Origin of the sequence: Pseudomonas sp. PAMC 29040, assembly GCF_003994535.1 — a bacterium.
GTDB lineage: Bacteria > Pseudomonadota > Gammaproteobacteria > Pseudomonadales > Pseudomonadaceae > Aquipseudomonas > Aquipseudomonas paraversuta.
In genome coordinates, this window is record NZ_RZAA01000001.1 from 249,132 (window position 1) to 266,326 (window position 17,195).

A 17,195-nucleotide genomic window follows, 5' to 3' on the forward strand; every position below is an offset into this window, starting at 1 on the left:
GGGCCCTCGAACATAATAAACGGCCCGGGAGAACAGCATGTCATTCAATCTCGCGAGCTTTGGGCTCAACGGCCGCAGGGCCCTGATCACCGGTTCCGGCAAAGGCATCGGCCTGGCGCTGGCCCGGGGCTTGGGCGCTGCCGGTGCAACGGTGGTGATCAATGATCGCAATATGGACAAAGCCCGCCGGGTTGCCAGTCAATTAATCGACGAAGGTCTCAACGCCGAGTTCGCGGTATTCGACGTCACCGATCGGGCGCAACTGTTCGAGGCAATCAACACCTTTGAGGCCGAGACCGGGCCCATCGATATTCTGCTCAACAACGCCGGTGTGCAGCGCCGTGCGCCACTGGAAGACTTTACTGCCCAGGACTGGCATGAGCTGATGCGGGTCAATCTGGACGGTGTGTTCCATGTGTCCCAGGCGGTTGCACGGCACATGATTGGCCGTGGTCGCGGCAAGATCATCAATATCTGTTCGGTGCAAAGCGAACTGGCCCGGCCGACTATCGCGCCCTATGCCGCGTCCAAAGGAGCCGTGAAAATGCTCACCAAAGGCATGTGCGCCGAGTGGGCACGCCACGGGATTCAGGCCAATGGCCTGGCCCCCGGGTACTTTGCCACCGAGATGAACCGGGCGCTGGTGGATGACCAGCAATTCTCCGAGTGGCTGTGCAAACGCACGCCCGCAGGGCGCTGGGGCCAGGTCGAGGAGTTGTGCGGTGCCGCGGTATTTCTGGCTTCGCCGGCTGCGGATTTCATCAACGGACAAACCCTGTTTGTGGATGGTGGCCTGACCAGCGTCGTGTAAACCAATGCCGTCGCAGCCGGGGTTATTGGGAATCTTTCCCATAGGGATGACATCACAACTAGAAATGTTATAAGGTAACCATCCCTTATGACCTCCCCTTGTCTGTGATCCCTTGATGACCACCCCAGTCCAAGCTCCACCCTCAAGTCAGCGCCTGTTGTCCATCGATGCCCTCAGGGGGCTGGTGATTCTGTTGATGCTGCTGGACCACGTGCGCGAAACGTTTTTCTTGCACCGCCAGGTAGCCGACCCGATGAACATCGACAGCACCGAGCCGGTGCTGTTTCTCAGCCGTACCCTTGCCCACCTGTGTGCCCCGGTGTTTGTCTTGCTCACCGGCCTTTCGGCGTATCTGTATGGCGAGAAATATCAGGGCAAGCGCGACGTTTCGGTCTTTCTGTTTAAACGCGGGCTGTTTCTGGTGCTACTGGAGTTGACCCTGGTGAACTTCGCCTGGACCTTCCAGTTCCCGCCTTCGGTGATATACCTGCAGGTGATCTGGGCCATCGGCCTGAGCATGCTCGCCCTGGCGGCGCTGGTGTGGTTGCCGCGGCCCGTCCTGCTGTTGCTGGCCCTTGGCATTATCGGCGGGCACAACCTGCTGGACAGCCTGCACTTCGCTGCCGATTCGACGTTGCATGTGCCGTGGGCGATTTTGCATGACCGTGGCTGGATAGAGTTTTCCGACACCTTGCGCCTGCGCACGTCCTATCCGGTGTTGCCATGGATCGGGGTGATTGCCCTGGGCTATTGCGTGGGGCCCTGGTTCGCCCGCTCTGCTTCGGCTGCCGAGCGCCAGCGCTACCTGTTGCTGGCAGGTGCGGGGGCGCTGCTGGGTTTTGTCGCACTGCGCCTGTTCAACGGTTACGGTGAGGCGCACTGGGTGGCCCATGGCACTCACCTGCAGACTCTGATGAGCTTTTTCAACATCACCAAGTACCCGCCTTCGCTGCTGTTCCTGACCCTGACCCTGGGCGTCGGACTGTTGCTGTTACTGGCCTTCGAGCGGGTTCAACAGAGCAAATGGATCGCCATGCTGGCGGTGTTTGGCGCGGCGCCGATGTTTTTCTATCTGCTGCATCTGTATGTGCTCAAAGCGCTCTATCTGCTCAGTGCAGGCCTGCTCGGCCTGAATCAGGGCAACTACTTCGGTTTCGACGGCATGGGCTCGGTGTGGCTGACGGCGATGTTGCTGGCAATTGCGCTTTACCTGCCGGTGCGCTGGTTTGCCGGGTTAAAGGCCCGTCGTCGCGACATTAGCCTGCTGAAGTATTTCTGAATCCTTTTCGAGCAGACAGCGCAGCGCCCGCAGGCTACTTTAGCGGGCTTCTGACCCTGCGACTGCGTTACTCCTCAAAGCCTATATGGATAGCCCGACATGCGTATTTCATCCCTGAGCCTGTTGCTCAGTGCGGCCCTGCTCTGCTCATCGGCACTGGCGCAAACCCATGAAGTGAAGATGCTTACCCGCAGTGCTACTGCGGGCATGGTGTTCGAGCCGGATTATTTGCACATAGCTCCCGGCGATACGGTTAAATTCGTTGCCACCCAAACCGGTCATAACGCCGCCACTTTGCCCGGACTGTTGCCCGAAGGCGCGCAACCCTTCGCTGGCAAGATCAATCAGCAAATCGAGCAAACCTTCACTGTGCCTGGGCTCTACGGTATTCAATGCGTTCCCCACCTGGCCATGGGCATGGTGATGCTGATTCAGGTCGGTGAGGCCGGGCCGCAGCCTGCGGTACTGCCTGCAACGCTACCGGCCAGGGCCCTTGAGCGTTTACATGTGGCCCTGCAAAAACTGCAGGCCGGGCAGTGAGCAAAGTCCACTGGCGATCTGCGATGCTGCTGGCCCTCGCCAGCCCCATGGCGCTCGCCGACCCGGGCGCCCAGGATCGGTCCGCGGGCCTGGTCGAAGACAGCACCTGGAGCCTGGTCAACCGCACGGTTTACGACAGCCGCGAGTATCGCCACGGCGCACGCAACAGCGGAGCGCGCAATGCCTATAAACCGCGCGCCGAACGCAATGGTTATGCCGAGGAATGGGCCTACGGGTTGATGGGCACGTTGCAATCAGGGTTCACCCAGGGCCTGATCGGGGTCGGGGTGGATGCCCACGCCTATCTGGGGGTCAAACTGGACAGCGGTGGTGGCCGCGCTGGCAAGGCGCGCCTGTTGGGGCTGGATAACGACGGCTACCCCAAGGACAACTTCGGCCGGGGCGGCGCGGCGATAAAGCTGCGCATGTCGGACACCGTGCTGTCCTGGGGCGAACAACGGGTCAAAACCCCGGTGTTCAGTTCCTCCGACAGCCGCCTGCTGCCGGAAACCGCCACCGGGGTGTTTCTCACCAGCAATGAATTCACTGCCCTGAAGATGGTCGGCGGGCATTTCACCGGGAGCACCGACCGTAACGCCAGCAGTCACGATCAAGGCTTTGTGGTCAATTACTCCAACGGGCCCAAAGGCGATGCCTTCGACCTGGCCGGGGTGGTCTATACGCCGAGTAAAAACCTCAGTGCCAGCATTTACAGCTCGCGCTACGAGGACACCTGGAACCAGCAGTACCTGGGCGCCCTGTACAGCCAGGCGATTGATGACAACCGCTCGCTGACCTACAACTTCAACCTGTATCGCACCACCGATGAAGGCAAGGCACTGTCGGGCAATATCGACAACACCACCTGGAGCCTGATGGGCACCTACGCTCAAGGCCCCCACAGTTTCAGCCTGGGTTATCAGAAGGTGCATGGCGATACGCCGTTCGACTATGTGACGCGGGGTGCGATTTTTCTCACCAACGCCGTACAACTGTCTGACTTCAACGCGCCGAATGAACAATCGTGGCAGGCCCGCTACGACCTGGGGATGACGCCGTGGGGCATGCCCGGCCTGGTGTTCAGCGCGGCGTATGTGCGTGGCAGCCAGATCGACGGCAGTCATGCCGACCCCCGTGGCGGTTATGCGTATCTGGGTTACGGCAAGGGCGGCAAGCACTGGGAGCGGGATCTGGAAGCGCGTTATGTGATCCAGAGCGGTACCGCCAAGGGCACCATCCTGTCACTGCGCCATAACGTGCATCGGGGCAATACGGCCCAGGCCGAACTGGATACCGATCAAGTCCGGCTGGCCGTTGAATACCCCCTGAGCGGGCGTTTTTAACGGCCGGGCGGCACTGACGACGGGCGACTGGATGTAGGAGCGAGCTTGTCTCGCGAGCCCTTCAACGCAGCAATGAAGAGCTCGCGAGACAAGCTCGCTCCTACAGAGTGCGGGGTTTCGCTTGCATCCTGTGGGAGCTGGCTTGCCAGCGATGGTGGTGAGTCAGCGAATACATGCGGAGCCATCGCGAGGCAAGCTCGCTCCTACAGAGTCCGGGGTGTCGGTGCAGATCCTGTGGGAGCTGGCTTGCCAGCGATGGCGGTGAGTCAGTCAATACGTGCGGCGCCATCGCGAGGCAAGCTCGCTCCTACAGAGTCCGGGGTGTCGGTGCAGATCCTGTGGGAGCTGGCTTGCCAGCGATGGCGGTGAGTCAGTCAATACGTGCGGCGCCATCGCGAGGCGAGCTCGCTCCTACAGAGTGCGGGGTGTCGCTGCAGATTCTGTGGGAGCTGGCTTGCCAGCGATGGCGGTGAGTCAGTCAATACGTGCGGCGCCATCGCGAGGCGAGCTCGCTCCTACAGGGGGTTAGTGTTGCATGGCGCCGTGGTCATGCATGTCCATCTGCATGCTGTTCAGGGCGCGGGCCTTGGCCGTGACTTCAATGGCTTCCTTGACCCCTTTGCTGTCTTCGACGATCAGGGTCAGCGGCACGTTGTCGCCTTCTTTGATCTGGCCCTTCAGGTCCATCAGCATCACGTGATAGCCCTCTGGATCAATGGCGACGGTCTTGCCGGCCGGCAATGCCACCGATGGCACTTGCTGCATGCTCATCACGTCATTTTTCATCGTCGACTCATGGATCTGCACCGTTTTGGCAACCGGGGATTTGACTTCGACCAGCTTGCTGTCGGTACTCGCGGTGATGTGCATGAAGGCACCGCTCGAGGGCTGGCCGGCAACGGTCGCGCGGACCCAGGCATCATCGACCACGGTTTGCGCGGAAACATGCAGGCTCATGCCCAGCAGGGACAGCAACAGATACTTGACGGGTTTCATATAAGTGGCTCGTTCAAAGGTGCGTGAAATCAGCAGACTGACATGACGGTGAGCAGGTCTTCGGTACACTGCTTGGCCGACAGCGAAGGTGACAGGCCCATGCGCAGCACGCCACGGGAGTCGAAGACGAAACTGGTGCCGGTGTGCGAAATGGTATAGGAGTCGCCGGTAGGGATTTTCTCGTAAAAAACCTTGAATTCCTTAGCCGTGGCCGCTGTTTCTTCCAGCGTCCCGGACAGCGCGATAAACGTCGGATCGAAGGCTTTGACATAGGCATCGAGCATGGCGGGCTTGTCGCGCTCCGGATCGAGGGTGATAAACACCACCTGCAACCGGTCACCGTCCGGGCCCATCAGCTTCTTGGCCTGGGCAGCACGGGCCAGCGCGGTCGGGCACACGGCCGGGCACTGGGTGAAACCGAAGAAAATCATCGGCATCATGCCGCGGAAACTGCCCAGCATCATTTCGTTGCCTTCGGCATCACGCAACTTGAACTTGCGCCCCATGATTTCATTGCTCAGGTCTTTTGCGTACTTGTATGACAAACCGCTGCCCATGTCGCAGCCGGCAAGCAAACCGAGACTGAGCACGCCAAGTCCTGCAACGACATGGCGGCGAGTCAGTAATTCGTTCATGTATGAGGTTCCTTTAAGCGGCTTTTACTACAAACAAAAGCCTTCACCCTGCGCAGTACGCAACAGGGGTGTACGTCGCCCGGGCCATTGGCTCAAGTACGCACGATTGCTGTGGGGTAGACGCGTTTCATGGGTGCGCAATTTAACACTCTCACCTGCTGCCCGCACGGCCGGACAGCCCCCCGGTAGTGGCCCTGTCTGCTTGCAGGCAGCCAAACCGGGCGGTAACGGCGCAGGCCTGCGACAAATCGCCTCAGGCCCGATTTGTCGGGCCCTGGAGCACATTTGCGCTTGATTAAATACGTGATTGCGATTAACCGCAGAGGTCAACCGTAATTGGTAGCGAATAGGTTTCAGCGTGTAAGCAAATTGCCGCCCTCAAACAGCAGGTACGGCATTTTTTTCACATTGGCTTCACCTCGCCGCTACCCGCCAGCCCTTAGCCTGTTCCGGTTTGAATCAGCCGGTTGAACTGCGCGTCAGGCAGCTATTATCAGGCGGTTATCAGTCAGCCTGATAACGGTGAGCGTTTGCTGCATCGGCGCGCCGAAGGCAGCATCGCCTATATCCCGGGCCTGCCTTGAGGGCGACTGGCGGGCAGCAATGCTCCGCCAGCAATTGACGATCTACAGGATCCTGTAGAGCAGGCGTTCAATCCGGACCCGGCTGACCCGGCGCAGAAACTTGGCCACGGCCGGCGGGTACTCGGCCATGGATTCCAGGATCTTGTAGCTCTCTATGCGTCGGGTGTTGGCAAAAATCGCTGCCAGCTCCTTGCTTCGCGGCTCCAGCAGTTCGCGGCGCGGGTCATCGATCAACAGGCCGTTTTCCAGGTCCAGACGGAAGGCTCGGGGGTTCAGATTGTTGCCGGTGAGCAAGGTATAGCGGTCATCGACCCACAGCCCCTTGAGGTGAAAGCTGTTGTCGCCATCACGCCACAGGTGCAGGTTGAGCAAGCCGCTATCGATCATGGACTGATGTTTTTTGGCAAACCGGCGCAGGCTCATCTCATATAAATAAGGCAATGCCGCGATGACCTTGAACGGCTCGCTCGGCGGGATGTAGAAGTCGTTGGCGGTCTTGTCGCCGACCACGATATCAATTTTCACCCCTCGTTCGAGGGCCCGATTGATCTCCCGGGTCACCGGTAGCGGCAGGTTGAAATAGGGCGTGCAAATAGTCAGTTGCTGCTGACTGCTGGCAATCAGCTCACAGATCACCCGGCTCAGGGGATTGTTCTTGCCGACCCCCAGCAGCGGACTGACCGACAGGCCAAAGTGACCGCTGACCCCGGCGCTGGTGTCGTAGCTGGCTTTTTTCAGGTGGCTGCGAAAATCGCCGATGGCACTGCGCAGGCTGCGGGTTGAAGGCAATGATGGCAGGTCCAGGCGATGCACGGCCCTGGTCTGAATCAGGTCCTGTTCAATGAAGTGCTGCATGGAGTCTGCCAGCTGCTTGTTGTGCAGCAGGTGATAGCGGTCGAACCGGTACTTGTCGAACTTGTGCAGGTAGACATTGTTCAGACTGGCGCCGCTGTAAATCACACAGTCGTCAACGATAAAGCCCTTGAGGTGCAGTACCCCGAACAGCTCCCGGGTTTGCACCGGCACCCCGTAAATCGGCACGTGGCTGGCATGGGCAGCGGTTTGCGCCTGATACCAGGCGGCATTGCCGGGCTGCTTGCCGGCGCCGATCAGTCCGCGCTGGGCGCGCAGCCAGTCCACCAGCACCACGATTTCAAGCTCGGGACGGGCGGCTTTGGCTGCGTGCAGGGCATCGAGAATTTCCTGTCCGGCCTCGTCCTGTTGCAGGTACAAAGCCACCAGCGTGATGCGCTGGCGTGCACCCGCGATCTGCTCCAGCAGGCACCGACGAAAGTCAGCCGCGCCGGGCAAGATGCTCAAGGCATCGGCGGATATCGGGAAGCTGCGTAGCTTGGGCAGCAAAGAGCGTTTGAAGAGCGACGGCATAGGGCTCGCTAAGGGTCGAATGCGAAGAGCCACGAAGCTTACACGATCGTGCCCCGAAGCCATACCGGCCATGGCAAACCGCCAGGTTGCCGGTGGTCGCTGACGAGGCTCGAAGGCTGCGATTAGGTCCGCCGGACCTTGCTTGACGGCCACACAGAAAACCTGTGGCGGTATCAAAAAGCACCTGCGCTGTCACAACCAGAAAGCTCGCAGCCTTCGAATCTCGTCAGCGACTACGCGGATCGGTCAATCAAGACGGGGGCGGGTTAATACGGGCCCGGTTTCAGGCTCAACAGGCGGGCAATGTCCCGCGCCCGGTCGGTGAGCAATTGCTCGGCCCGGGCACAGGCGTCTTCCAGGCTCATCGGGCCGCTGGTGATGGCAAATGCGGCATTGACCCCGTGCTCGTACATGGCCTGGTAGCCCTCGCCCAGAGTGCCGGCCAGTACCACCACCGGTACACCCTGAGCCCGGGCGATGCGCGCGACCCCGAAAGGGGTTTTGCCGCGCAGGGTTTGCGCATCAAAACGGCCTTCGCCGGTGATCACCAGATCAGCGCCCTGCACCGCTTCGGCCAGGCCCACCAGTTCGGCCACCACTTCAACTCCGGCGCGAAACTGCGCGGCGAAAAACGCCTTGGCGGCAAAGCCGAGACCGCCTGCAGCCCCCGAACCGGGCTCCTGACGAACATCCCTGGGCAAGACCCGGGCGCAGTGATCGGCAAAATGCCCCAGGGCCTTGTCCAGTAGCTGGACCTGTTCAGGGGACGCGCCTTTTTGCGGGCCGAATACGGCCGATGCCCCGTGTTCGCCACACAGGGGGTTATTGACGTCTGCGGCAATCTCGAAGCGCACCTGAGCCAGGCGCGGATCAAGGCCTGCAAGGTCGATACGGGCGAGTCCGGCCAGGGCCAGGCCGCCGTGTGCCAGGGGCTGGCCCTGCTCGTCGAACAGCCCCAGGCCCAAGGCTTGCAACGCACCGGCGCCGGCATCGTTGGTGGCGCTGCCGCCGATGGCGAGGATGATGCGCCGGGCGCCCGCATCCAGGGCCGCCCCGATCAGTTGGCCGGTGCCGAAGGTGCTGCTGACACACGCATCGCGCTGTCCCGGTGTCAGCAGTTGCAAGCCGCTGGCTTCGGCCATTTCAATGATTGCCGTGTGGCTGTCCGGCAGCCAGCCCCAGTGGGCCTCGACCGCTGCGCCCAACGGGCCTTGCACCTGGTTGCGGCGCAACTGGCCATTGCCTGCGGCCACGATCGCCTCCACGGTGCCTTCTCCGCCATCGGCCATCGGACACTGGATCAACTGTGCCTGTGGCAATACCTGGGCGAAACCGGCAGCAATGGCAGCAGCGACTTTTTCAGCGCTCAGGCTGTCTTTGAACGAGTCGGGGGCAATCACGATTTTCATGGGGCGCATCTCCAGTTCTTATGGCATCCATGCTGCCAGCAACTGACTGCAAACACGCCAGTCTGGTGCACAAGCAATAACGGCCTTTGTTGTTCATTTTTACAAGACGCGGCTGACCCTAGAGATTCTGGGGCAGCAGTTGCACGCCCAGGTACAGGGCCAGCATGCCGTTCAGACTCAGCGGGTCGACACCGCTCAGTTCGGCGATGCGCTCCATGCGATAGCGCAGGCTGTTGCGGTGAATGCCAAGGGCATCGGCGCACGCCTGGCTCTGGCCATCGTGCTCACACCAGCTGCGCAAGGTCGCGATCAACTGGCCGTTGCCGTCTTTGGCCACCACTTTGTGCAGCGGGCCAAGCAATTCTTCAAGGGCATCGTCATTGCGGTGACGCCACAACATGACCGGCAGGCGATAGCGATTGAGGCTAAGCAGTCGCGTCTGCGGCAATACATCACGACCGTAGGCCAGCAGGTCGCCGACCCGCCGATAACAACGGCGCAAGCCATTGAGAGCATCGGCCTGCCCTCCAGCGGCAATGCGCAAAACCTTCCAGCCCTGTGCGTCGAGCTTTTCCAGCAGGCGCAGGTCATCCAGCGCCGCCGTTGCCGGGCGGCACCACAACAGTGAGCCGGTGGCCGGGCTCACGCACCAGCTGTCGGGGAAGCGCGATTGCAACCAGGCACTCAAGGCCTCGGCGCTTTGCCCGCTGCCCAGTTCAAACAGGTACGGAATGCGCGATAACTGTGGCTTTAGCCCCAATTGCCGGGCCTCATCGATCAAGCGCGCGGAATCGCCGCCTTCACTGAGCAGCAAGGCCACCAGATCATCACAGCGCTGGCGTCGCCATTGTTGTTCGGCTTGCTGAAAGCGCTGGCCCACCAGCATCTCGGCGGTCATGCGCACCAGCTCGGCGTAGGTGCGTAGCAATTGCGGATCGCCGGTGAGGCCCAGTACGCCGATCAGGCGCTGATCGAGCAACAGCGGCAGGTTGATCCCCGGTTGTACCCCCTTGAGGCACTTGGCGGTTTGCTCGTCGATCTCCACCACCCGTCCATTGGCCAGCACCAACTGCGCCCCTTCGTGCCGGGTATTGATACGCTCAGGCTCGCCACTGCCAAGGATCAGGCCCTGGCTGTCCATGACATTTACGTTGTACGGCAAGATGGCCATCGCGCGATCCACGATGTCCTGTGCCAAATCATGATCCAGTTCGAACATAGGGTGAAAATCCTTGTAGGCATTTGTTCACGGGCACAGGTGGTGTGGATAAAACCTGTGCAGGGGCACAAAGACAGCAGCGTTGGGGTGGCCGAGACTCAACACGCGATCAACGTTAACCTCGGATCGTGAAAAATCATAATAAAGAGAGACATAAGATGTCACAGAGCGCCGCCGCATCGCTGATCAGCGATGACGATAAAAACGCCATCTACAAACGCATCACCCTGCGTTTGATCCCCTTCATCTTCATTTGCTACCTGTTTAACTACCTGGACCGGGTAAACGTTGGCTTCGCCAAATTACAGATGCTCGACGCGCTGAAGTTCAGCGAGACGGTATACGGCCTTGGCGCCGGGATTTTCTTTATCGGCTACGTGCTGTGCGGCGTGCCGAGCAACCTGGCCCTCAGCAGATTCGGGCCACGGCGCTGGATCGCCGTAATGATGATCGGTTGGGGCCTGCTGTCGACCTGCCTGATGTTTGTCACCACCCCTGCCGGGTTTTATACCCTGCGTTTTTTCACCGGCGCGGCTGAAGCGGGGTTCTTTCCCGGGGTGGTGCTGTATCTCTCGCAGTGGTTCCCGACCTTCCGCCGCGGCCGGATCATGGCGTTGTTCATGTGTGCCATTCCGGTTTCGGGCCTGATTGGCGGCCCTTTCTCCGGCTGGATCCTTAGCCACTTTGCCGCGGGCCAGGGCGGTCTCGCCGGCTGGCAGTGGATGTTCCTGCTGCAAGGGGTGCCGACGGTTGTGCTGGGCGCACTGGCGATTTTCTTGCTCAGTGACAGTTTTGCCAACGCCAGATGGCTCGGTGCAAAAGAGCGCGCAGTGCTGGAAGCGGACCACGCCCTGGACGCCCAGAACAAACCCGCAACCACCTCCGACTCATTGCTCGCAGTATTCAAGAACCCGGCCATCTGGGCGTTCGGTCTGATTTACTTCTGCATCCAGAGCGGCGTATACGCGATCAACTTCTGGCTGCCGTCGATCATCAAGAACATGGGCTTCAGCGATACCCTGGTGATCGGCTGGATCAGCGCTATCCCCTACTTGCTGGCGGCTGTGTTCATGTTGCTGGTGGGCCGTTCTGCGGACTTGCGCAAAGAGCGCCGCTGGCATCTGGTGGTGCCTATGTTGATGGGTGCACTGGGCCTGGTGATTGCCGTCAATTTTGCAGCCCAGCCGGTGATCGCCATTCTGGGGCTGACCATCGCCACCATGGGTGCCCTGACCGGTTTGCCAATGTTCTGGCCGGTGCCGACCGCCATGCTCAGTGCCGGTGCGGCAGCGGGCGGCCTGGCGCTGATCAACTCGATGGGGCAGATGGCCGGGTTTCTCAGCCCGTACCTGGTGGGCTTTGTCAAAGACGCCACGGGCTCCACCGACGTAGCCCTGTACCTGTTGGCGGCAGTCATTGTGGGCGGCAGCCTGTTGGCGCTGCGCATGACCCGCGGCATGACTCAGGCATAAACCCCCTTGGCCTCTGCAGGAGCGAGTTCGCTCCTGCAGAGGCCAATGTGAGCAAGCCATTTGCCCTTCGGCCCGCTGAGCCTCAAGCTATGCACCTCCAATAATCAGAATGTGCGTTTCAACGAGGCTGTTGTGTCCAAAGGTATTGTCTTATCAGTTCTGGCATCGAGCCTGTTCGGTGTCATGTATTACTTCACGTCCCTGCTCTGGCCCTTGAGCGGCGCCGAAATCTTCGGCTGGCGAATGCTCCTGACCCTGCCCTGCATGACTCTGTTCATGTGCTTTTCCGGTGACTGGCGGCTGGTTCCGGTGATCGTCTCGCGGCTGCGTCAGCAACCCCGGCTGTGGGCAGTGCTGGTGGCGTCCAGCGCACTGGTGGGGGTGCAGTTGTGGCTGTTTCTGTGGGCACCGCTTAACGGCCATAGCCTCGACGTCTCGCTGGGCTACTTCCTGTTGCCTCTAACCATGCTTCTTACCGGGCGCCTGGTCTATGGCGAGCAGTTATCGCATTTGCAGAAAATCGCTGCGGCTCTGGCCACCCTCGGGGTCGCCAACGAGGTGTACCGGGTCGGCGGATTTTCCTGGACCACCCTGGTGGTTGCTATCGGTTACCCGCTGTACTTCGTATTGCGCAAACGCGCAGCCACGGACAACCTCGGCGGCCTGTGGGTCGATATGCTGTTGTTGGTGCCGGTGGCCTGGTGGTTTGTGCAGAGCGGTGAGCAAGGATTCGCTGTGGCCAGCCATCGCCCGGCGCTGTATGCGCTTATTCCGCTGCTGGGGGGCATCAGCGCCCTGGCATTGATCAGCTACATTCTGGCCAGTCGCATGCTGGCATTCAGCTTGTTTGGCTTGCTCAGCTATGTAGAGCCGGTATTGCTGGTGATTGTCGCGCTGCTGCTGGGGGAAAGTATCAGCGCCGGACAATGGCTGACCTATTTGCCAATCTGGCTGGCGGTTGTGGTTCTGATGTTTGAAGGCTTCAAGCATCTGGTGCGCCAACGTCGCTCGGTGTGAGGTCCGGGGGCCAGGTATGCGGGGCCTGAAAGACCTCGCAGCCTCGTGCCCCGGCAGCGACTGCCCGGTGGCGGCAGACCGTTTATCTTTTTTTTCAGAAACACGAACGCTCGTTTAAAACGACTTTGGCCCAGTATTTGCTTGGCGTTTTGTCTCTTGAGCGCACTCAACAAGAATCAGTCCCAAGTAGTTGGTTTAAAAGACATTTGCCAACGACCCTGAACAGCCTCAAGCTATGTTCCCACTCAAACGAGTAACGTTGTAGATCCATTGAGGTTGTTGTGTCTAAAGGCATTTTTCTATCGATTTTGGCTTCCTGCTTGTTCGGCGTCCTGTACTACTTCACTTCTCTTCTTTGGCCCCTTGATGGTCAGGAAATCTTCGGCTGGCGAATACTCATATCGCTGCCATTCATGACACTCTTTATCTGCCTCTCCGGCGACTGGAAATGGGTTCCCATCATTTTCAAGCGCTTAAGCGATAAACCTCTACTGATTCCTTGCGTATTGCTCACCAGCTTCCTGGTCGGCCTACAGCTGTGGATGTTCATGTGGGGGCCGCTGAACGGGCATGGTCTGGATGTGTCACTGGGATATTTCCTGCTGCCCCTGACGATGATCCTCACCGGTCGCATCGTCTACGGTGAACACCTGTCGCACCTGCAGAAAATAGCCACGGCCCTGGCCGTTATCGGCGTTGCCAACGAGTTGTACCGCACCGGCGGTTTCTCCTGGACGACCCTGGTGGTCGCCATCGGTTACCCGATGTACTTCGTACTGCGCAAAAAAATCGGTATCGACAACCTCGGCGGTCTGTGGCTGGACATGCTGTTGATGGTCCCGGTTTCGCTATGGTTCGTGATGGCAGGCCCCCATGTAGATCTGGGCGCCCAGCGCGAGGCCCTGTATGCACTGGTGCCGCTGATGGGGATTATCAGTGCCGCCGCAGGCTTTGCTTACATTCTGGCCAGTCGCCTGTTGCCGTTCAGCCTGTTTGGCCTGCTCAGCTATGTCGAGCCGGTGCTGCTGGTAGCCGTGGCCCTGTTGCTCGGTGACAGTCTTGAAGAGGGTCAGTGGCTGACCTATGGTCCGATCTGGCTCGCGGTGGTGGTGCTGATCATCGAAGGCCTCAAGCATGTGAGCCGCCAGCGCCGCTCTATCTGAGCCGCGCTAACCGGGCAACCATAATTTGAAGCGGGCACCACCCAAGGGTGATTGCTCCACGCTCAAACTGCCGCCCTGGGCTTCCAGGGCGCGTCGACTGATTGCCAGCCCCAGACCAAAACCTCCCGTTGCCCGATCCCGACTGCGGTCCAGACGATAGAACGGCTCGAAAATCCGTTCGCGTTCGGGCTCCGGTATGCCGATGCCATCGTCGTCGACCCATAGTTCGCAGCCCTGTGGCGTTACGTTTACGCCCACCTGAATTCGGCGATCACAGTAGCGCATGGCATTGCGCAACAGGTTTTGCAGGGCCCGGGCCGTGAGGCGCGGGTCAAGGGCAAAGCGCTGTTGAGTCCCGTGCAGGCGCACATCCAGCACTATGTCGGGGGTCTCCAGTTCTTCATCAAAACTGCCGAGGATGCTATCGATAAATTCGTCCAGCGATACCTCGACCCGCTCCGGAGCCAGCCGGGGATTCTGCAGGCGACTGAAAGACAACAGCTCCAGTACCAGCTCATCCAGTTCACGAATATGTCCGACCAGTAATTGCAGGCGTTCGCGGCTGGCCTCGGGCAGGTCGTCGCACAGCACCAGGGCCAGACCGAAGTCCAGTCGCGTCAGGGGTGTACGCAACTCATGGGAAACAGCGTTCAGCAGGTCGCGCTGCTGATTGAGCAGGCTTTCAACGTCCTGGGCCATGGTGTCAAACACCGTGGCCAGGGCATAAATGTTTGAACGCGGTGAAATTTGCGTGCGCTCGCTCAACTGTCCCTGGCCAATGCGCGCCGCGGTGTGTTTCAGACGCTCCAGGTCGCGCCAGTGGGGGCGCATCCAGAGCAGCAAGCCGCCGAGCAAGGCAGCGCCGATCAAGACATTGATACCCCAGTACAACAGATTCATTTCCAGCGGATCAGGGGGCATCACCCACTCGATGGCCTGCTCCCGGTTCAGTGGCGAGACCACCAGGGTGCGCCAGCCCCAGTCGCCGATGCGTATCACGCCCTGCCCTTGCTGCAGCTGGTGTTGCTCCTTGGGGGTGAACTTGGGGTCGTTGATGGGCAGCAAGTTGACGCGTATGGGTTTGAACTGGGCGTCCAGATCCCGGGCAAGGTCCGGCCACTGCCCGACGGGGAGTTGCTGAAACTGTTTGACCAGCAGGGTCTGCATGCCCCGCGACATATCGGCGTTGTAGCTGACGAAACGCTCATGGAACAGCGTCACCACCAGTTCAGGCACGGCATAGATGGCAGCAGCAAAGGTAACCGTCGTTACCAGATACAAACGAAGCAGGAGCTTGAACATGGGCTCAACATTCCCACTCGGAGCGGCTGAACAGGTAGCCCTTGCCCCATACGGTCTTGATCTTGCGCGCTTCGCCGGCGCAGTCGTCGAACTTGCGCCGCAACTTGGAGATGGCCACGTCCACCGAGCGGTCGGTGCCATTGAACTCGATACCGCGCAAACGCTGGAGGATTTGATCGCGACTCAACACTTCTCCCGCATGCCGGGCCAGCACCACCAGCAGGTTGTATTCGCCGCTGGACAATTCAATGCCCTGTTCGCGCCAGGTCACGGTACGTTCCGACAGGTCGATGCATAGGTTGCCGATAATGATCCGGTCACTGGCCACGTGGGGTTCGACCAGGCTGCTGCGACGCAACAAAGTACGAACCCGGGCCAGCAGCACACGGGGGTCGCAAGGTTTTGTCACATAATCGTCGGCACCCATCTCTAGCCCCAGCACCTGATCATGGCTATCGTCGCGCGCTGTCAACATCAGGATCGGCAAACTTGCCGAGTCGGCTCGCAACAAACGGCAGACTTGCAGGCCATCAAGACCCGGTAACATCAGGTCAAGAATAACCAGATCAGGTGGATTGCTTTTTGCGCGCTCACGGACTTGATCGCCTCGGGCAATCACGCTGACCTGGTAACCGTTGCGCTCCAGATAGCTGGCAATCAGCTCCGAGAGGGCAGCGTCGTCTTCGACCAGCAAAATAGTGGGCATAATAAATGCTTACAACCAGGGGAAAACCCGAAGGATATACAACCTCACATGGATAGGCGCACAACCTTCACACTTTTTCACATACCACCTACACAGCTTCACAACGCCCCTTGCGTGCTGCCCTTAGCATGCAGGAGCACTTACAGAAATATCCCGCATATATAAGAAGGCACGATCGTTGAAAAAGCTCTTCGCCCCCCTCTGCCTCTCGGCACTGGCTCTGACCCTCAGTGCCTGTGATAAAAGCCCGGTCGCCGAGACCAAGGCTCCTTTGGCCAAAGTTCGCACCGAAGTCATTGCCACCGCGCCCCTGTCGATCAATAACGAACTCAGTGGCCGGGTGGTTGCCCCGCGCGTGGCGCAAGTCAGTGCCCGGGTCGCCGGAGTGGTATTGAAGCGGATGTATACCGAAGGCAGTGAAGTCAAACAGGGTGAGGTGCTGTTCCTGATTGATCCCGCTCCGTTCAAGGCAGATCTGGACAGCGCCCAGGCAGCCCTGAGCAAATCCAGAGCACTTGCCATGCAGGCCAAACTTCAGGATCAGCGTTACAGCGAGCTGGTTGAAAGTAACGCCATCAGTCGTCAGGACTATGACAATGCCCGGGCCCAGGCCCAGCAGGCCGATGCCGATGTGGCTGCCAATCAGGCCGCCGTGCGCCGCGCCCAGTTGAACCTGGGGTATGCCACTGTTACGGCGCCGATCTCCGGGCGCATTGGCCGGGCACTGGTAACTGAAGGCGCCCTGGTGGGCCAGGGCGAAGTCACCCCGCTGGCCCGTATTCAGCAACTGAACCCGATCCATGTTGACCTTACTCAGTCCACCCGCGACCTCGACAATCTGCGCGAGTCTTTCCGCGCCGGCGAGTTGCAGCAGGTGGGCAAGAACCAGGCCCGGGCCACGCTGATCCGTGATAACGGCAGCCTTTATCCGCTGCCCGGCAAGTTGCTGTTCACCGACGTGAGTGTTGATCCAAGTACCGGACAGATCATTTTGCGCAGCGAGTTCCCGAATCCGGATTACGATTTGCTGCCCGGCAGCTTTGTCCGTGTGCGCCTGGAGCAGGCGGTCAATAAAGAAGCCATCAGCGTGCCCCAGCGGGCGATTTTGCGAGACAGTGCCGGGGTTGCCCAAGTGTTGTTGCTGGATGCGGATAACCGCGTCAAACAGCAGCCGGTACAACTGGGCAGCGTTCAGAACGATCGCTGGATCGTCAATGCCGGCCTCAAGGCTGGTGACCGTATTGTGATTGAAGGTTTGCAGCATGCCCGTGCGGGTGAGCAAGTGCAGATCGACGATCCGAAACTCCCTCTCGCACACTCCACGGATCAGTGA

The 17,195-nt window shown here is 59.9% G+C and carries 15 protein-coding genes; 8 read left to right on the plus strand and 7 right to left on the minus strand.

The features are described 5' to 3' along the window. Positions 1–37 precede the first annotated feature (37 nt). The 4 genes from WG29040_RS01070 to WG29040_RS01085 all read left to right on the plus strand — a co-directional run bounded on the left by WG29040_RS01070 (position 38) and on the right by WG29040_RS01085 (position 3,973). The gene (locus WG29040_RS01070; RefSeq protein ID WP_003445481.1) at positions 38–811 is read left to right on the plus strand and encodes a glucose 1-dehydrogenase; all 774 of its coding nucleotides are present in this window, start codon (positions 38–40) and stop codon (positions 809–811) included. A 115-nt stretch (positions 812–926) separates the two neighbouring features. Further along, positions 927–2,090, plus strand: coding sequence for a DUF1624 domain-containing protein (locus WG29040_RS01075; RefSeq protein ID WP_127195413.1), 1,164 nt, complete (start codon positions 927–929; stop codon positions 2,088–2,090). Between the two features lie 99 nt (positions 2,091–2,189). Continuing rightward, positions 2,190–2,630: a pseudoazurin gene (locus tag WG29040_RS01080; protein ID WP_003445478.1), complete on the plus strand. Its 441-nt coding sequence runs from the start codon at positions 2,190–2,192 to the stop codon at positions 2,628–2,630. Positions 2,631–2,653: 23 nt separating this feature from the next. Continuing rightward, complete coding sequence (locus tag WG29040_RS01085) at positions 2,654–3,973, plus strand: OprD family porin (protein ID WP_127195414.1); 1,320 nt, start codon at positions 2,654–2,656, stop codon at positions 3,971–3,973. A 525-nt stretch (positions 3,974–4,498) separates the two neighbouring features. On the opposite strand, the gene WG29040_RS01090 is transcribed toward WG29040_RS01085, so the two are convergent. From WG29040_RS01090 to WG29040_RS01110, 5 genes are all read right to left on the minus strand, one after another. Beyond that, positions 4,499–4,969, minus strand: coding sequence for a copper chaperone PCu(A)C (locus WG29040_RS01090; RefSeq protein WP_003445475.1), 471 nt, complete (start codon positions 4,967–4,969; stop codon positions 4,499–4,501). Between the two features lie 29 nt (positions 4,970–4,998). Next, entirely contained in the window at positions 4,999–5,604 is a 606-nt protein-coding gene (locus WG29040_RS01095; RefSeq protein WP_003445473.1) for an SCO family protein, read from the minus strand. Between the two features lie 626 nt (positions 5,605–6,230). Beyond that, positions 6,231–7,574 carry a CDP-diacylglycerol--serine O-phosphatidyltransferase gene (gene pssA / locus WG29040_RS01100; RefSeq protein WP_127195415.1) on the minus strand — a complete coding sequence of 448 codons (1,344 nt, stop codon included), beginning with the start codon at positions 7,572–7,574 and terminating at the stop codon, positions 6,231–6,233. Between the two features lie 266 nt (positions 7,575–7,840). After that, positions 7,841–8,983, minus strand: coding sequence for a glycerate kinase (locus WG29040_RS01105; RefSeq protein ID WP_003445465.1), 1,143 nt, complete (start codon positions 8,981–8,983; stop codon positions 7,841–7,843). A 118-nt stretch (positions 8,984–9,101) separates the two neighbouring features. Beyond that, the gene (locus tag WG29040_RS01110; protein WP_003445464.1) at positions 9,102–10,202 is read right to left on the minus strand and encodes a sugar diacid recognition domain-containing protein; all 1,101 of its coding nucleotides are present in this window, start codon (positions 10,200–10,202) and stop codon (positions 9,102–9,104) included. 158 nt (positions 10,203–10,360) lie between these two features. Here WG29040_RS01110 and WG29040_RS01115 point away from each other — a divergent pair, with 158 nt between their 5' ends. The 3 genes from WG29040_RS01115 to rarD (WG29040_RS01125) all read left to right on the plus strand — a co-directional run bounded on the left by WG29040_RS01115 (position 10,361) and on the right by rarD (WG29040_RS01125) (position 13,854). Beyond that, a complete protein-coding gene (locus tag WG29040_RS01115) occupies positions 10,361–11,674 on the plus strand; it encodes an MFS transporter (RefSeq protein WP_127195416.1) in 1,314 nt (437 codons plus the stop codon). Positions 11,675–11,806: 132 nt separating this feature from the next. Further along, positions 11,807–12,691 (plus strand): EamA family transporter RarD, encoded by an 885-nt coding sequence (rarD, locus tag WG29040_RS01120; protein ID WP_127195417.1) that lies wholly within the window; start codon positions 11,807–11,809, stop codon positions 12,689–12,691. Positions 12,692–12,972: 281 nt separating this feature from the next. Further along, a complete protein-coding gene (rarD, locus tag WG29040_RS01125; RefSeq protein ID WP_003445453.1) occupies positions 12,973–13,854 on the plus strand; it encodes an EamA family transporter RarD in 882 nt (293 codons plus the stop codon). 6 nt (positions 13,855–13,860) lie between these two features. On the opposite strand, the gene WG29040_RS01130 is transcribed toward rarD (WG29040_RS01125), so the two are convergent. Both WG29040_RS01130 and WG29040_RS01135 read right to left on the minus strand, forming a co-directional pair. Continuing rightward, complete coding sequence (locus tag WG29040_RS01130; protein WP_003445451.1) at positions 13,861–15,156, minus strand: ATP-binding protein; 1,296 nt, start codon at positions 15,154–15,156, stop codon at positions 13,861–13,863. A gap of 4 nt (positions 15,157–15,160) precedes the next feature. Next, complete coding sequence (locus tag WG29040_RS01135) at positions 15,161–15,862, minus strand: response regulator transcription factor (RefSeq protein WP_003445448.1); 702 nt, start codon at positions 15,860–15,862, stop codon at positions 15,161–15,163. Positions 15,863–16,040: 178 nt separating this feature from the next. Between WG29040_RS01135 and WG29040_RS01140 the strand changes: the two genes are divergently transcribed. Further along, entirely contained in the window at positions 16,041–17,195 is a 1,155-nt protein-coding gene (locus tag WG29040_RS01140) for an efflux RND transporter periplasmic adaptor subunit (protein WP_003445446.1), read from the plus strand.

What these genes read in the sequence shown, in the direction of transcription:
- WG29040_RS01070 (WP_003445481.1), top strand. Translation starts at nt 38, where the DNA reads ATGTCATTCAATCTCGCGAGCTTTGGGCTCAACGGCCGCAGGGCCCTG.
- WG29040_RS01075 (WP_127195413.1), top strand. Translation starts at nt 927, where the DNA reads ATGACCACCCCAGTCCAAGCTCCACCCTCAAGTCAGCGCCTGTTGTCC.
- WG29040_RS01080 (WP_003445478.1), top strand. Translation starts at nt 2,190, where the DNA reads ATGCGTATTTCATCCCTGAGCCTGTTGCTCAGTGCGGCCCTGCTCTGC.
- WG29040_RS01085 (WP_127195414.1), top strand. Translation starts at nt 2,654, where the DNA reads ATGCTGCTGGCCCTCGCCAGCCCCATGGCGCTCGCCGACCCGGGCGCC.
- WG29040_RS01090 (WP_003445475.1), bottom strand. Translation starts at nt 4,969, where the DNA reads ATGAAACCCGTCAAGTATCTGTTGCTGTCCCTGCTGGGCATGAGCCTG.
- WG29040_RS01095 (WP_003445473.1), bottom strand. Translation starts at nt 5,604, where the DNA reads ATGAACGAATTACTGACTCGCCGCCATGTCGTTGCAGGACTTGGCGTG.
- pssA (WP_127195415.1), bottom strand. Translation starts at nt 7,574, where the DNA reads ATGCCGTCGCTCTTCAAACGCTCTTTGCTGCCCAAGCTACGCAGCTTC.
- WG29040_RS01105 (WP_003445465.1), bottom strand. Translation starts at nt 8,983, where the DNA reads ATGAAAATCGTGATTGCCCCCGACTCGTTCAAAGACAGCCTGAGCGCT.
- WG29040_RS01110 (WP_003445464.1), bottom strand. Translation starts at nt 10,202, where the DNA reads ATGTTCGAACTGGATCATGATTTGGCACAGGACATCGTGGATCGCGCG.
- WG29040_RS01115 (WP_127195416.1), top strand. Translation starts at nt 10,361, where the DNA reads ATGTCACAGAGCGCCGCCGCATCGCTGATCAGCGATGACGATAAAAAC.
- WG29040_RS01130 (WP_003445451.1), bottom strand. Translation starts at nt 15,156, where the DNA reads ATGTTCAAGCTCCTGCTTCGTTTGTATCTGGTAACGACGGTTACCTTT.
- WG29040_RS01135 (WP_003445448.1), bottom strand. Translation starts at nt 15,862, where the DNA reads ATGCCCACTATTTTGCTGGTCGAAGACGACGCTGCCCTCTCGGAGCTG.